General features: G+C 57.5%; 14 protein-coding genes. All 14 read right to left on the bottom strand.

Features of this window, described 5'->3' with window-relative positions; translation table 11 throughout:
* Positions 1-194 precede the first annotated feature (194 nt).
* A complete protein-coding gene (locus FY156_19200; protein ID UXS03682.1) occupies positions 195-956 on the bottom strand; it encodes an ABC transporter ATP-binding protein in 762 nt (253 codons plus the stop codon).
* Positions 956-1,792, bottom strand: coding sequence for an ABC transporter ATP-binding protein (locus FY156_19195; protein ID UXS03681.1), 837 nt, complete (start codon positions 1,790-1,792; stop codon positions 956-958). Before FY156_19195 ends, FY156_19200 begins: the two co-directional genes overlap by 1 nt.
* A 4-nt stretch (positions 1,793-1,796) precedes the next feature.
* Positions 1,797-2,684 (bottom strand): ABC transporter permease, encoded by an 888-nt coding sequence (locus tag FY156_19190; protein ID UXS03680.1) that lies wholly within the window; start codon positions 2,682-2,684, stop codon positions 1,797-1,799.
* Positions 2,684-3,706, bottom strand: a complete 1,023-nt coding sequence (locus FY156_19185) for an ABC transporter permease (GenBank protein UXS03679.1) — start codon at positions 3,704-3,706, stop codon at positions 2,684-2,686. The genes FY156_19190 and FY156_19185 overlap by 1 nt, the downstream gene beginning before the upstream one ends.
* Before the next feature lie 397 nt (positions 3,707-4,103).
* A complete protein-coding gene (locus FY156_19180) occupies positions 4,104-4,844 on the bottom strand; it encodes a FadR family transcriptional regulator (GenBank protein ID UXS03678.1) in 741 nt (246 codons plus the stop codon).
* A 275-nt stretch (positions 4,845-5,119) separates the two neighbouring features.
* Complete coding sequence (locus FY156_19175) at positions 5,120-6,076, bottom strand: LysR family transcriptional regulator (protein UXS03677.1); 957 nt, start codon at positions 6,074-6,076, stop codon at positions 5,120-5,122.
* Between the two features lie 43 nt (positions 6,077-6,119).
* Positions 6,120-7,631 carry a carboxylesterase/lipase family protein gene (locus FY156_19170; GenBank protein ID UXS03676.1) on the bottom strand — a complete coding sequence of 504 codons (1,512 nt, stop codon included), beginning with the start codon at positions 7,629-7,631 and terminating at the stop codon, positions 6,120-6,122.
* A 7-nt stretch (positions 7,632-7,638) separates the two neighbouring features.
* Positions 7,639-8,427: an ABC transporter permease gene (locus FY156_19165; protein UXS03675.1), complete on the bottom strand. Its 789-nt coding sequence runs from the start codon at positions 8,425-8,427 to the stop codon at positions 7,639-7,641.
* Between the two features lie 8 nt (positions 8,428-8,435).
* Entirely contained in the window at positions 8,436-9,305 is an 870-nt protein-coding gene (locus tag FY156_19160; protein ID UXS03674.1) for an ABC transporter permease, read from the bottom strand.
* Positions 9,305-10,360 carry an ABC transporter ATP-binding protein gene (locus FY156_19155; GenBank protein UXS03673.1) on the bottom strand — a complete coding sequence of 352 codons (1,056 nt, stop codon included), beginning with the start codon at positions 10,358-10,360 and terminating at the stop codon, positions 9,305-9,307. Before FY156_19155 ends, FY156_19160 begins: the two co-directional genes overlap by 1 nt.
* Before the next feature lie 20 nt (positions 10,361-10,380).
* Complete coding sequence (locus FY156_19150) at positions 10,381-11,454, bottom strand: ABC transporter substrate-binding protein (GenBank protein UXS03672.1); 1,074 nt, start codon at positions 11,452-11,454, stop codon at positions 10,381-10,383.
* A 29-nt stretch (positions 11,455-11,483) separates the two neighbouring features.
* Positions 11,484-12,485 (bottom strand): membrane dipeptidase, encoded by a 1,002-nt coding sequence (locus FY156_19145; protein ID UXS03671.1) that lies wholly within the window; start codon positions 12,483-12,485, stop codon positions 11,484-11,486.
* On the bottom strand, positions 12,482-13,126 hold the full coding sequence (locus tag FY156_19140; GenBank protein ID UXS03670.1) for a 2-hydroxychromene-2-carboxylate isomerase: 645 nt from the start codon (positions 13,124-13,126) through the stop codon (positions 12,482-12,484). The genes FY156_19145 and FY156_19140 overlap by 4 nt, the downstream gene beginning before the upstream one ends.
* On the bottom strand, positions 13,119-14,615 hold the full coding sequence (locus tag FY156_19135) for an NAD(P)/FAD-dependent oxidoreductase (protein ID UXS03669.1): 1,497 nt from the start codon (positions 14,613-14,615) through the stop codon (positions 13,119-13,121). The genes FY156_19140 and FY156_19135 overlap by 8 nt, the downstream gene beginning before the upstream one ends.
* Positions 14,616-14,645 lie beyond the last annotated feature (30 nt).

Genomic DNA, 14,645 nt, shown 5'->3' with positions numbered 1-14,645 from the left:
GTCATGATCCATTCGCTGGTTCCCGCGTTCCGCTGCTTAACCCAGAGCCTGATACGACTGACCTCCACTAGAGAGCAGACATCTTCAAACGCTGGCCTTTAAACGACGGCCAAAATAATACCCGGCACAGAGGCCGGGTAAATCGGGGAGGAAGACTGTTCGTTAGTCGTCGAGGAGAGGTCTCGACTGGTAGGTCAGTGCGCGCCTTCATACTCCAGCGATGCGCCGATCAGTTCACGCGCGTAGGGGTGGGTGGCCTGGTTGCCAGCGATTGCTTCGCGAGGGAGAACCTCGGTGATCTCACCATGGAGCATGACGGCGAAACGGTCACACATGTGATCGACGACGGCCAGATCGTGCGTGACCATAATGTAGGTGAAACCCCGTTCTTCCCGTAGGCGCTGCAACAAGTTCAGGATTTCAGCCTGGACGGAGACGTCGAGTGCCGATGTCGGTTCATCAAGCAGCAACAGTGACGGCTCGAGAATGAGAGCGCGGGCAATCGCCACACGTTGGCGCTGCCCGCCAGAAAGCTGATGGGGGAACCTGTCAAGAAACGAGACGGGAAGGCCAACGTCAGTGATGGCCTTGCGCATGCGGGCTTCGCGTTCGTCAAGTTTGTGGATGGCAAGCGGTTCGTTCAGAACGGTACGAACGGACTGGCGCGGATGAAGGGAGCCATAGGGATCCTGAAACACCATTTGCAGCGTCCTGCAGCGCTCGATCAGCGGCATATCCCTGACCGATTTCCCATTGATCAGAATATCGCCAGTCCATATGTCGTTGAGCATCGAGATGCAGCGTAGCACCGTCGATTTGCCGGAGCCGCTTTCTCCGACGAGGCCAAAGCATTCGCCAGGTGCTACGTTGAAGGTGACGTCGGGCAGGACTTTGGTTGCAGTTGGACCGAAGCCGAAGGTGATGGAAAGATTACGAGTTTCGACGGAAACGGACATCAGGCATTCTCCTCCAGCCATTCCGGACGGCGATCGAGCATGGCAAGAGGCGCGCGTGCGCCGCCAATCCTCGGTTGGGCCGCCAGCAGGCCGCGGGTATAGGGATGGGTGGCCTTTTCAAGATCTTTCGCGGCTATCGTTTCGACGATACGTCCCGCATACATGATCAATACGCGGTCGCAGAAATTACGAACGAGATTGAGGTCGTGGCTGATCATGATAAGGCCAATGCCGCGATCGCGTACCAGTCCGTCGAGGATATTCAGCACCTGGAGACGCACCGTCACGTCGAGCGCGGACGTCGGCTCATCAGCAATGACGAGGTCAGGATCTGCCAGCAACATCATGGCGATCATGACACGCTGACCCATGCCGCCGGATATTTCGTGCGGATATTGGTCATAGACCCGTTTGGGATCGCGGATTTTGACGGCGTCGAGCATGGAGAGCGCTTTTTCTCGCGCCTCAGCCTTCGAGCATTTGAAGTGCCGCAGGTAGGTTTCCGCAACCTGCTCGCCAACGCGAACAATGGGGTTCAGCGAGAATTTGGGGTCCTGCAGGATCATCGACATGCGTCGGCCGCGGATCTTGAGCATCTCCTTTTCGCTGAGCGAAGTGAGATCCAGACCATCGAAACGCAGGGTATCTGCGGTAATCGTCGCACCGGGGAGAAGTCGCAAAAGCGCACGGCCGACGGTGGATTTGCCGGAGCCAGACTCACCGACAATACCGAGGCGTTCACGGCCAAGGGTGAAAGAAACGCCACGGACGGCATCGACGGGTGATCCGCCATAGCGGATACGAAGGTTTTCGACGTCGAGAATTGTCTTGTCCATCGCCTTATCTCCGGTTCATCTGCTTGGGATCAAGCGCGTCGCGCAGTCCGTCGCCAAGAAGGTTGAAAGCAAGGCTCACCGACAGGATCGCGACGCCGGGGAAGGTTACCAGCCACCAGCTATCGAGCATGTAACGGCGACCGGTCGCGATCATCGCACCCCACTCCGGCAACGGCGGCTGAGCGCCGAGGCCGAGAAAGCCGAGGCCTGCTGCCGTCAGAATTACGGTTGCCATGTTCAGTGTCAGCCGGATGAGGACCGACGGCAGGCACATGGGCATGATCGACTTGACGATGATGCGTGTCGACGATGCACCCTGCAGGCGCGCTGCAGAAATGTAGTCGGCGTTGCGAAAGGTCATTGCCTCGGCGCGTGCAAGACGTGCGATCGGCGGCCATGACGTTAGTGCGATGGCTATGATCGCATTGTTCAGGCTTGGTCCAAGTGCAGCGACAAAGGCGAGCGAAAGGATGAGGCTTGGAAACGACAGGAAAATATCTGTCACGCGCATCATCACGGTGTCGACCTTGCCGCCAAGGTAACCGGACGTGGCGCCGACGATCAGGCCGATAGGCCCGACAACGATCGAGACGAGGAAGATGATCGTCAACGTGATCCGGGCACCCCAGACCAATCGGCTGAAGATGTCGCGGCCCAGTTCGTCCGTGCCGAAAAGATGGCCGTTGCCGGGCGCCTGCAGCGTGTTGACGAGGTTCTGGGCGTAAGGATCATGCGTCGCAATCAACGGTGCGAAAACCGCTGTCAGGATCAGAAGCGACAGGACAGCGAGGCCGAATGCCGAGGTCGGGCTTTTCAGCAGGAAACGAACGATGTTTTTGAGTGCGATCAGCGAGGCTGGCAGACGCACGGTGGCTTCAGCACGGGTGGTCATTAGCGGGTCCTCGGGTCGAAGATACGGTAAAGGGCGTCAGACAGAAGGTTCAATCCGATAAAGATGACGCCGACGATCAGCACACAGGTCATCACGGCATTCATGTCGCCGGTGATGAGGTTGCTGGTAAGATATTGGCCAAAGCCCGGCCATGCGAACACGGTTTCGATCAGAACGGCACCTTCGAGCAGCGAACCGTAGGCCAGCGCAATAATCGTGACGAGCTGGACGCGGATATTGATGAAGGCGTGTTGCCAGATGGTCTGGTTCTGGGACAGTCCCTTCACGCGGGCCGTCGTAACATATTCCTGGCCGAGCTGATCGAGCATGAAGCTGCGTGTCATGCGGGTGATGTAGGCCGAGGAAGAATAACCGAGCAGGGCGGCAGGGAGAATGATGTGGTTAACCGCAGACCAGAACACATCCATCTCTCCGGCGAGCAGGCTGTCGATCAACAGAAACCCTGTCCGTTCGTCCACAAGTCCGATGTAGAACTGATCCATTCGTCCACTTCCGCCGACGATGCCGAGATGGGCGTAAAAGACGATCAAAGCGATCATCCCGGTCCAGAAAATCGGCATCGAGTGACCGAAAAGGCTGAAGACGCGTACGACGTGATCCGGCCAGCGGTCCTTGTTGACGGCGGCAATCACGCCAAGCGGTATGCCAAGTCCCGCACCGATCAGGATCGCAAATGTAGCCAGTTCGATGGTTGCTGGCATGACATGCAGGATGTCCTGAATGACGGGCTGACCGGTACGGATCGATGTGCCGAAGTTGCCGGTAAAGACATCGCCCAGATAGTAAATGAACTGTTCCCACAGTGGACGGTCGAGGCCAAGCGAGCGGAAGACCTGCTCATAGGTTTCCCGGGTGGCGTCTTCTCCAATCATGGCGCGGACCGGGTCGGCCGGCATAAGCCGACCGATGAAGAAGGTCAGAAGCAGTAGCCCGAGCAGCGTTATAGCTATCGTGCCAATCTGACCGGCTGCACCGTAGAATCGTAAGGGGCGTTTTGACATGGTTCCTCCCTGCGGCCTCACCTCCTAAGAGGCGGGCGATACAGGCTCCCATCCTGTATGACAATTATGGCAAACCTGTCACAGGTTGTCGGAGCTGTCAAGCCGCGCCGACGGCCGGAAACGGAGCGGTGTCGCGTAGTAGAGCAAAAATTAGTTGAGAACTATGACTTCCAAGGTGCTCGCATTGAGCGAGAGGGCCTGGGATTTCGTCGGAAAAACAGGTGTGACTGCACGAAGATGGTTCGGAATCAGGAGATCATCTCGCCGCGCCTTTAGATGGAGCGCCAAGAGGCGCTAGCGAGGAGCCAACTTGTATGATCACTTCATAGCGATGTTTCCGGGGCGCGCCGCTATGCCGGCGAGATAGACCTATCTTGCCAGAAGTTACTGGAGACAATCAGGACGATTCGGGTGTTGTCGTCCGAGAACGAAGAAGCACATTATATCGTTCAAGGCTGCCGCGAAGATGCGCGCGCATCCGCTCGCGTGCTGCAGTCGCATTGCCTTCAATGATCGCCTCGACGATCAGCCCATGTTCTTCCTGCAGATGAAGATTGTAGTCCTTGGGTCGTGATCCAGGTGCGGAGCCCTGAAGCTCGCCACGCGGTATGATACCCGACCGTATCAGTTGCAAAAATTCCGGGAAACGGCGGTTTTGCGTCGCCTCGGCAATGGCAAGGTGAAGTTCGAAATCCGCATCGCGGGTTGGGCTTCCAGTTGCCAGACAGTCTCCGACACGTTGATGCGCATCAATGATCGCTTCGATCTGGGCCGCGGACCGGCGCGATGCCGCGAGCCCGGCTGATTCCACCTCGAACACCGTTCTCAGTTCGAGAAGCTCGATAACGGATGAGATGCGCTGTGTCGTCAGATCCTTGAACGGCTGATCGGGTTTCGGCTTCGTTTCAAGCGCAAAAATACCGGCGCCTTTTCTTGCTTCCACCAATCCATCGGCGCGTAAAATGGCGATAGCCTCCCGCACAACGGTCCGGCTGACTGAATATTCACGGGTCAGGGCATTTTCGCTCGGCAGTCTGTCGCCGGGCCGAAACACGCCTTCTGTCAAATCTTTTCGCAGCGCGGCGCTGATGGTTGCCGCGAGCGATGCACCACGTACGGTCGTGTTTGCAGCGTCCATGTCCGCCCTCACTTGTTAGAACCTGTCTGGCATGTTAGCCGTTATCACGCCGAAAGCAAGAGTAGCATCATGCGAACAGATGCTCAGGCATGGAGCGGCGGCTGCCAGCCGACGTCATGCGTCGTCTTCCAGCTACCATCCGCGGACATGGAAATTAAACTTCACGTTGTCATCGCAATCAGGCGCGATCTAGCGGAACAGGTTGCAGCATTTTAGGCGGATTGAGATCGTAGAGTGTTAGCTCTGGATGCTGGCGATCAGGGGAGAGGATGTTGTTAGTTGCCTCTGTCGATTGCGGGCACCTCCGCCAGCGTATCATAGGTCACAGCATGGGGAATGTCGGCAACGATCCTGCGGGCCGCTGCCACCAGCTGTTCCACTTCCGATATGGCTGGGCGACCGGCTGCGGTCACCAGACCCCACTGGAAAGGGATACGGAAGGACAAAGGTAGGACCTTCACACCCTGGACAGGCAATCCCCAGAGCGTAACGGACTCAACGATGGCGATACCAAGACCCATACGCGCAAGCGAGAGGGAAACATAGGTGGCGTTGCTGTCGATGACAGAAGCCGGCTCGACGCCATGTTTGCCAAGGGCTTCGTTGATCCGCATCCGGAGACGGAACGGGTTGGCAGAGGCAATCAGCCGGTGACCGGAAAGGTCGGTGGCGGAAAGTACATTTTTGTCGGCCAGCGGGTGATCTTCTGCAACAACTGCGACACAGGGCACTTCGCCCAACCAATGAACTTCGATGCCGGGATTGTCGAGCGGTAGGCTGACCACGCCGAGATCTGCCGTTCCGGCAACGACCGCCTGCACGACGTTCTCCGAGGATATACTTTGCAGATGAACGTGGTTGGGAAATCGTTCGGGAGATAGCGTTGCAAGTGCGCGCGGCAGCAAGCTTGCGGCAATAGCGGGAATGGATGCAACTTCAATCGAGGTGGGACGGCTGGCTTCGATACGCCGTGCCCGCTCGCTGATGGTCTTCAGCCCGCTTAGAAACAGTTCGGCCTGCGAATAGAACGCCACGCCCTTTTCCGTCGGGGTTATCCGCGGACCATTGCGATGCAGAAGTGCGAAACCGAGTTCTCCCTCCAGATCCTGGATTAGCCTGGTCACGACTGGCTGGGATTTCCCCAGTGCCTTGGCGGCGCCGGTTATGCTGCCAATGGAAACGACAGCAACAAAGGCTTCCAACTGCCGCGTGTCGAGATAATCAGACACCATTTTTCGCTCCGCCACGAGAATTCACGTCTTCTATTTTAGGGGCTTATGCCGCGTTGTCGTCTGCTTTGCCAGTCTGCTTCGTCCATAGAGCCGTGCGCGTATCAAAGGGATCGATCTTGGCGACAAATCCGTCCGGTGACAGCTGAAGCACGACTGGGTTCAGCTCGGTGTAAGACGGCCATTCGATTTCCTCCGCCGCTGACCGCTCATCCTTTATGAAAGCGGCCCACAGATTGTGTATCGCAGCAGCGAAGGACACGTCCGTTACGCGCTGACGTTCCGGTAAAGCGTTCTCGTCACGGCCAGCCCTGAACCAGACTGCACCGACTTCCGCGCCGTGCGCAGCGCCGAGTTCGTGGGCTTCAAACGCTCCATAGAGATATTTGAGAACCGGGTTCGCACGGGCATGCAATCTGGCGAACCGGACAGCCGGTAGCTGGAATACGAGATCGCCAGCGACCGCACGCCAAATGCCGCGTGGGTTGTGTTCTGGAAGCGCCTGGCGGTAACGTGTGACAATGCCGCGCCCGTCGAGGCCACACGGCCGCACTCGTTCATGCAGCAGTGCTGCGCAGAGATCGAAATCCATCTCCGGCTGTGCCGTTGCATGTGTGAGATACTCTGCCGTTGTGCAGCCTATCATCATCGGGACAGGTGCAGTTCGTCCTGCAGCCGCCGCGCATTCCGGGTGTTCCGGTAGGCTCGTGCCGTCTATGACGGGCACGAATGGAACACCGAGCATGGCAGCCGATCCATCGCGTTCGAAATCGTGTCGCTCGTAGGATTCGTTGCAGAGGTCGCGCTGGATTTCGAGCAGCCGGCCGATCGGAAGTTCTTCAAGCGTGCTCTCGTCGGCGGCCATCGCGGAGGCAAAACGCTGCGTCAGCTTTCTGGCGTCATCGGGTGATGCAATGGCCGTGCTTGCGCCGCTTTGCGGCATGGCGCGATGAAACAGTCCATGTGCCGCCGGCATGGCCATCAATGTTGCAACAGCAAAGCCACCAGCAGATCTTCCTGCCAAAGTCACGCGGGTGGGATCGCCACCAAAACGTTCGATGTTGTCGCGCACCCATTCCAAAGCCGCGATGATGTCGAGCAATCCACGATTGTCCGGCTTGCCGTCGACATGGAGGAAGCCGAGCGCGCCGAGGCGATAATTCACCGTCACCTCGACAATGCCGCTAGCCGCGAAAGCGCCGCTTTGAAGTACAGTCTCATTGGCTGAGCCGACCGCATAACCGCCACCGTGCACCCAAAGCAGAACTGGTGCGTTGCCGGCCGGATCTGGCGTGCGAATGTTAAGTGTCAGAAAGTCGGTCCCAAAGATCAGTTTCGAGGTTGCTGCGGTCCCTACCGGCCCATATGTCGGGATTTGCGGGCAGACCGGACCAAGTGTCGTCGCGTCCCGTATGCCACGCCATGGTGAGACTGATTGCGGCGCCTCAAAACGCAACGCCGGTGTGATCGGTGCTGCATAGGGGACACTCAGGAAGGAGTGGATCCCCTTTTCGATAAATCCGCCTATGGCACCTCCGGTGGTTTCGACAATCGTCATCGTCTCCTCACAATGCCTTGCGCAAACCGATCAGCCGTTCAACAGCCACGACCACGGCTACGGAAATCAGGATGAGAATGACCGAGAGTGCCGCAATCTGCGGATCGGTCGAATATTCGAGGTAGTGATAAATCTCCGTCGGCAGCGTTGAAGATTTGACCGACACGATGAAGAGAGAAATTGTCGCTTCGTCGAAAGAGATGAGGAAGGCGATGACCGCACCTGCAATCAGGCCAGGTCTGACCAATGGCAGTGTAATGCGCCAGAGCACCATTGCGGGTGAGGCACCATGGACCAGTGCCGCTTCTTCTATGCGGCGATCAACTGCCATCAGGCTCATACTGATCGTACGCACAGTATAGGGTGTCGTAATGCCGAGATGGGCAAGGAAAATGCCGGTATAGCTGTCGAGTAGACCGAGCGGTCCCAGCACAAGCATAACGCCGACGGCCAGCACGATGTGTGGGACGAGGAAGGGCGCAAGGATCAGGAAGTTGATAGCGCCCTTGCCCTTGAAGTCGTAACGCGACAACGCAAGCGATAGAAGAAGCCCGGCGAAGATCGAAACAAAACCGACCAGTAGACCAATGCCGAGGCTTCGCCAGAAGGCGGCAATAAACTTGGCGTTGGCAAATACCTTCGCATAGGAGCCGAAAGACAGGCTCTCTGGCGGAAAGGCCAGATATTGCCTTGTATCAAAGGAAATGACGAGAACGACGATGATCGGCGCCAGCAGGAAGAGGTAGAGCAGCGTGATCGTCAGGCCGAATGTGAGACGTCCGAGTTTGGCGTTCATGGACGGCCTCACGTTTCAAGCGCGCGCATCGCGCGCTGGTAAATCAGGATCACGCTGCCGAAGAGGACGAGGAGCAACACAGAAAGTGCCGCTGCCAATGGCCAGTTCAAGGTGACTGTCGCCTCATTAAACACTTCCGTACCGATGACGAACACACGGCCACCGCCCATCAGGCGCGGCGTGACGAAGGATGAAATTGCCAGCACGAAAACCAGCAATGCTGCGGTGAGGACCCCCGGTAGCGACAGGGGCAGGATGATGCGCGTGAAAACGCGAAAACGGTTGGCCCCGAGCATTGCGGCTGCTTCTTCCAGCTGGGCGTTGAGGCGGCCAAAGCCACTCAACATTGCGAGAATGGCGTAGGGCATCAGAATTTCGATCAGTGCTACCGTCGCGCCGAAATAATTATTGGTCAGCCTGATGACACCATCCGTCAAGCCGGCAGATTGCAGTGTTGTATTGATGACGCCGCGGTCGCCCAGGATGACCATCCAGCCATATGTACGGACGACGGAAGAGGTCAACAGAGGCGCGACCGCCAGCGCTGTCAAAACACCGCGCCAGCGGCTCTTCGTGCGGGCAAGAAACAAAGCGATCGGATAGGAAAGCACAACCGCGAAAAACGCGACATTCACGCCAAGATAGAGCGTGTTCCAGGCGAGTTTCCAATAGAACGGATCGAATAGAACGGTGCGGTAAGATTCAAGCGTCCAGTCGCCACCTTTCAGTGCTGCAACGGCGGATGAGGCGAATGATGCGCGCACCAGCCAAAACAGTGGCAGCAGAAATGTTGTCAGCAGGGCGAGAAGCCCGGGCAACAGCAGAAGCAGGAGAACACCGCGAGAACCGCCATTGGAGGAATGGCCGGGAACCGCCATTACGCGGCCTCCCCGACAAGCGTCACATCGTCGGGCGCGACCGAGAGGCTGACGTGGTCACCCTTCATCGGCAAAGTCGCGGCATGGGTTGGAAGATCGGCTTGAAGGCGATGATCACCCGCTTTTACAGAAATCGTCAGCATCTGGCCGCGATAAACGACGTGATCGACTATGCCTGAGAACGAATTGACGCCTTCACCCAGCACAAAGCGATGCGGACGCACGAGGAAGCGCGCAGTTTCGCCAACGGGGGCTTCGCCCGAAAAATGAAGCGGCCCGAGGCCTGAAATTTCTGCGTGACCCGGTGCCGTTACGGTTCCAGCCAGGAAGGAGCCGGCACCGATGAAGGACGCAACAAATTCCGTACGTGGGCGGTCGAAAATCTCGCGTGGCGTACCGATCTGTTCCAGCCGTCCCTCGGACATCACGGCAAGTCTGTCGGCCATCGAAAGCGCTTCATCCTGATCGTGCGTCACGAATATGCTGGTCACGCCTGTACGGTTCTGAATATCGCGAATTTCATCGCGCATCTCGTCCCGCAACTTGGCGTCGAGATTGGAAAGCGGTTCATCGAAAAGGAGGAGGGCGGGTTCGATGACAAGTGATCGGGCAATTGCCGCACGTTGCTGTTGTCCGCCGGAAAGCTGCGACACGCGCCGTTCGCCATAGCCAGACAGTTTCACGAGATCGAGGGCTTTAAGCACCCGCTCGGTTCTCTCCGGCTTGGCGATGCCGCGCATTTCCAGACCAAAGGAGATGTTTTCGGCAACAGTCATATGCGGAAACAGGGCATAGGCCTGAAAGACCATGCCCATGTTGCGCTTGTAAACCGGGATAGCCGAGATGTCGTGACCATCGAGACGGATCTCGCCCGAGGTTACGGGAATGAGACCTGCGATCATGCGCAGGATCGTCGTCTTTCCACAGCCCGAAGGGCCGAGCAGCGCCAGCATTTCCCCGCGCGGCAGGGAAAGGCTGACGTGATCGACGGAGGGCTTGAGGGCGCCCGGATAGGTCTTCACGAGATTGTCGATCTCGAGGTGGTGATCGGCCATGGCGTCCTCTGCCTCTTTTCTCAGTTTGCCGCGATAACCTCGCGGTTGATCCGCTGAATCCATGCCGAGTATTTTTCCGACACGAAGTTCCAGTCCAGCGAAGACTGTGCGGCTTGTGCTTCCTTGCTGCCATAGATACGGGCAGCAACCGGTTCCGTCAGTGAAACCTTGGTGTTAACAGGCCCGTAGAAGCTTTTCTCGGCGAAAGTCGCCTGTGCTTCCGGGCTTAGTGCGTAGTTCACGAAGAGTTCCGCTGCTTCCTTGTTCTTGGAACCCTCGACGAGACCAATGGTATTCGTCTGGCCGATTGAGCCTTCCTTTGGAAGCGCCACACCGATCTTGCCGCCCTGCGTATCATGCAGGTACTGGGCGCGACCATTCCAGCAGATGGAAAGATCGACTTCACCGCTTTGTACCACCGCGTAGCAATCGGGAGCCGGTTCGAACGTTGAAACGCTTGGCGCGATTTCGTTCAGGAGTTCGATCCCTGGATCGATCGAATTCTTGTAATCGCCACCCTTCAGTTTGGTCAGGATCGGCAACAGGATGACGCCGCGTGTGTCGGAAAGCTTGGCGGCGATCTTGCCCTTGTATTGCGGATCGGTCAGGTCGTTCCAGCTTGTCGGCGGGGTTTTAACGCTGTCGGTGTTGTAGAGAATAGCCAGGTTGTCTTGGGAGAAGGCGACGGCGCGGTCACCGTCGATCCGTGCCCATTCTGGCTGATCGGCAAGATTGGTCACCTTGGCGGCATCAAGCTTGGTGAACAGTTCTTCCTTGTTGGCCTTGATAGCAACCGAAACGTCGATCAGCGCGACATCGACCTTCGGGTCGGCGCGTTGGAGGGTGAGGAGCGCCAGTGTCTCGGCAGAGTTCTTGCTCTGCTGATACGTGACTTCAATGCCCGGATATTTGGCCTTGAAGGCGTCGATCACGAACTTCTGGTAGTTATCCGCAAATACGCCTGAGAATCCGACGATGTTGACGGTGCCTTTGGTCGCGTCCTGCGCGAAGACAGAGCCAGAAAGCGAGGCGATACCGGCAGCAACGATTCCGGCGAAGGTCGCGGCCTTGCGGCCCTTGATAGCATTTTTCATGTCAATTGCCTCCGATTGATAAAATCTTGTCAGTTTGTCGGCCGCCAGGCGGCATCAAGTACGCGTAGCCAGTTCTGCCCCAGGAGTTTGAGAACCAGAGATTCGCTCCAGCCGCGCGCGAGCATGCGGGACGTAAGGTTCGGAACGTCGCCAATTCGTTCGATGCCCTGCGGTTTGGAAATCTTCACCGTCGCAAATTCAGTCAGGGTACGGGCTGTTCCCTTGTCCTTGTTCGCCCAGATCTGCCAAGGACCAGGGCGCGGGCGTTCCTGAGAGAAATCGGTGCCGATGCCCACGTGATCTTCTCCAACAAGGTCAATGATGTAGGCCATGGCATCAAGATAGTCTTCGACCGTTGCGTCGTTGCCGGCTGCAAGGCCCGGCGCGAACAAGCTGACGCCGATGATTCCGCCCTTTTCGGCGCATGCCTTGAACAACTCGTCCGGCTTGTTGCGCTTCACGTCACGCAACGCGCGGGGCAACACATGCGAGATACAGACAGGTGACTTGGATCGCTCGATCACATCTGCCGTCGTCCTGTCACCCACATGGCTGAGGTCGCAAAGCACGCCAACGCGGTTCATTTCCGAGAGCACTTCGCGCCCAAAACCGGTCAGGCCGCTATCGTTTTCTTCCAGGTATCCCGCTCCAGAATAGTTCTGGGTATTATAGGTCAACTGCATGATGCCGACGCCGAGATCCTTGAAAATCTCGACATAATCCAGCTTGTCTTCGAGCGGCGACGTATTCTGCCAGCCGATGATGATACCTGTCTTGTTTTCTTCCTTGGCGGCGTGGATATCGGCAACAGTACGTACTGGTCGGATAATGTCATCGTTTTCGCGCATAAAGCGCTTCCACTCGCTGACATAACCGACGCCTTCGCGGAAGTTTTCCCAGATCACACTCGACGCGTTTACTGCGGTCAGACCGCCCTTGCGCATGTCCTCGAATATCGACCGGCTCCACTGGCAGGTCTGCAGGCCATCGATCACGATGGCTTGGTCGTGGAGTTTTTGAGCATCGGTCATCGGAATGTCCTTACCGCAGATGGTGTCTGTTCTTGCTTGAGGGCCGCCAAGGCGCGGCCGGCGAATTCCAGTCTGTCCTGACCCCAGAACAATTCGCCGTTTACGACATATGTGGGCGTGCCGAAGATGCCGAGACGCTCCGCCTCCGCCAGATTACCGTGCCATTCGGCAACGATGTCGTCGGGCTGAGGATCACACACGAGCGCGGCGCCTTCAGGGCCAATAGTCGCCGTAGCAATTTCGCGCAACGTGTCGAGGTCGGCGATATCGCGTTCCTCTGCCCACAGGCCACGCTGGATTGCAAAGGAGAGGCTGATGGCATCGAGGCCCGCCTTCTGTGCGGCGATGACGGTCTGTGCTGCTCGCTCTATGGTGGCACAGGGGTAGAATTTTGGTGTCAGGTTGAGGGGCATGTTGAGGTGCCGGCGCCAACGATCGAGCTCGACAGCATGGTACCGCTGTCGCGCGTCGGGACGCGTGCGCAGCGGAATGCCGCCATTGGCCTCGATGATGCGAATTGGGCGCAAGACAACCTCGGCACCATTCGCCTTTGCGATTTTAACCGCGTGCGGTGCACCGAAATAGGCCCAAGGCGAGGAGATGCCGTAGAATATCTCCAGTTTTACAGCCGTCTCAACCATTTGCGGTCTCCTGTTCTTGATTCTCATCCGCGTCGAGCCATTCGTCGCCAATGATTTCCGAGACGTCGTGGCCCATGAATGTCTCGAGATGGCGGTAGCGATCTTCGACAAAGAGTGAGCGGGCGATGCCTTCGGCCAGCCGTTCTGCGCCGTGGCTGACGGCAGGGATGCCACTAGTGATCTTGCCGTGAGAAGGAACCGCCGGGTAAGCAAAGCAATAGATGTGTGAAATTGTCTCCGCTTCCGCAGCGCTGAGGTCAGGCTTGGGCAGAAACTCGAACGATGGCCCGAGATAGGGATAGCTACCCAGCGCCTCGTTCCGGTTATGTGCCGGTGGCTGATAGACATCGCGCCATAAAAGGATGCGATCCTGAAGAGCCGTGAATTCAGGCCGTTGTGCAAAATTGACGTCAAATCCCGTCGCGAAAATGATGATGTCGACTGTATAGCGGCCTTTGGGGGTGCAGATTTCCACGGCTTCGTTGGTTTGCGTCAGCGCGTTAATGGGGCTGCCAAGGTGGAAAAATGCATTCTTATGGCGCGACACGCGAAGAACGCTGTGACGCGGCGGTGGAATTTGCGTGCGCTCGGCTTCTGTCATGAAGGTCCAACGATCTTCATCCGGCAGGCCGATAAAACCGTGTGTCATGCCAAGACCGGCAACGCCTCCAAACTTCTCGACGCGGGGAATATCCTGACGCCGTATAAAGAGATCGACGCTCGCCGCACCCGCCTCTAGTGCTGATGCAGCATTATCCATGGCTGAAGCTCCGGCCCCGACGACGGCGACACGCTTTCCACGTAATGTCGAGATATCGAACACATCACCGCTATGGCGGATAAAACGGGCTGGAACGGTCGCCGCGACGTCCGGCAGTCGTGGTGCGCCAAGGCCATCCAGACCGGTGGCAAGAATGACGCGTCTCGCCAGTACGCGCTGGCTTCCTGTTTCTCCACCGAAATCGAGTTCCAGCAGTCCGTCATGCCGGATTGCCAGGTTTTCGAGTGCTTGGTCATTGCTCACAGGCAGGGTCAGAACACGTCTGTACCACACCATGTATTCCATCCACATTTCACGCGGAATAAGCGGCATGGCCTCGAAGGCCTGTCCACCAAACTGGGCTTCGTACCATGCGCGGAAGGTTAGCGATGGAATACCAAGCGCCGGGCCTGCAAGTTCCTTGCGCGTACGCAGTGTTTCCATACGCGCCGACGTGATCCACGGCCCTTCCTGGCCAGCGGGAGCCTTGTCGAAAGCCCGGACATTGTTAATGCCGGTGAAAAGCAAGGCGGCAAGGGCCGTCAGGCCGCAAAGTCCCGCCCCAATCACCGCAACATCAAGAACGTGATCTGCAGGAGAGCTGGTGTCTGGAACCCACGACCGTGCCGGTCGCTCAAGCAGCTGCAATTCATAGGCAAGCCTTTCCTCAAGCGCCTTCAGCCCGAAGGATCTTTCCTGTGAACGGCTTGTCCCGTGATCGTCAATCATGCTTTTTCTGCATTTATCAATGTAATGAAT

The organism is Agrobacterium tumefaciens (assembly GCA_025559845.1).
In the GTDB taxonomy this organism is placed as follows: domain Bacteria; phylum Pseudomonadota; class Alphaproteobacteria; order Rhizobiales; family Rhizobiaceae; genus Agrobacterium.
Note: the sequence above shows the minus strand (reverse complement) of the source record. Positions and strands in the feature narration are given on the sequence as shown.

Coding starts and splice junctions, on each gene's coding strand:
- FY156_19150 (UXS03672.1), bottom strand. CDS start 11,454: ATGAAAAATGCTATCAAGGGCCGCAAGGCCGCGACCTTCGCCGGAATC.
- FY156_19175 (UXS03677.1), bottom strand. CDS start 6,076: ATGGTGTCTGATTATCTCGACACGCGGCAGTTGGAAGCCTTTGTTGCT.
- FY156_19145 (UXS03671.1), bottom strand. CDS start 12,485: ATGACCGATGCTCAAAAACTCCACGACCAAGCCATCGTGATCGATGGC.
- FY156_19185 (UXS03679.1), bottom strand. CDS start 3,706: ATGTCAAAACGCCCCTTACGATTCTACGGTGCAGCCGGTCAGATTGGC.
- FY156_19140 (UXS03670.1), bottom strand. CDS start 13,126: ATGGTTGAGACGGCTGTAAAACTGGAGATATTCTACGGCATCTCCTCG.
- FY156_19180 (UXS03678.1), bottom strand. CDS start 4,844: ATGGACGCTGCAAACACGACCGTACGTGGTGCATCGCTCGCGGCAACC.
- FY156_19170 (UXS03676.1), bottom strand. CDS start 7,631: ATGACGATTGTCGAAACCACCGGAGGTGCCATAGGCGGATTTATCGAA.
- FY156_19190 (UXS03680.1), bottom strand. CDS start 2,684: ATGACCACCCGTGCTGAAGCCACCGTGCGTCTGCCAGCCTCGCTGATC.
- FY156_19200 (UXS03682.1), bottom strand. CDS start 956: ATGTCCGTTTCCGTCGAAACTCGTAATCTTTCCATCACCTTCGGCTTC.
- FY156_19195 (UXS03681.1), bottom strand. CDS start 1,792: ATGGACAAGACAATTCTCGACGTCGAAAACCTTCGTATCCGCTATGGC.
- FY156_19155 (UXS03673.1), bottom strand. CDS start 10,360: ATGGCCGATCACCACCTCGAGATCGACAATCTCGTGAAGACCTATCCG.
- FY156_19160 (UXS03674.1), bottom strand. CDS start 9,305: ATGGCGGTTCCCGGCCATTCCTCCAATGGCGGTTCTCGCGGTGTTCTC.
- FY156_19165 (UXS03675.1), bottom strand. CDS start 8,427: ATGAACGCCAAACTCGGACGTCTCACATTCGGCCTGACGATCACGCTG.
- FY156_19135 (UXS03669.1), bottom strand. CDS start 14,615: ATGATTGACGATCACGGGACAAGCCGTTCACAGGAAAGATCCTTCGGG.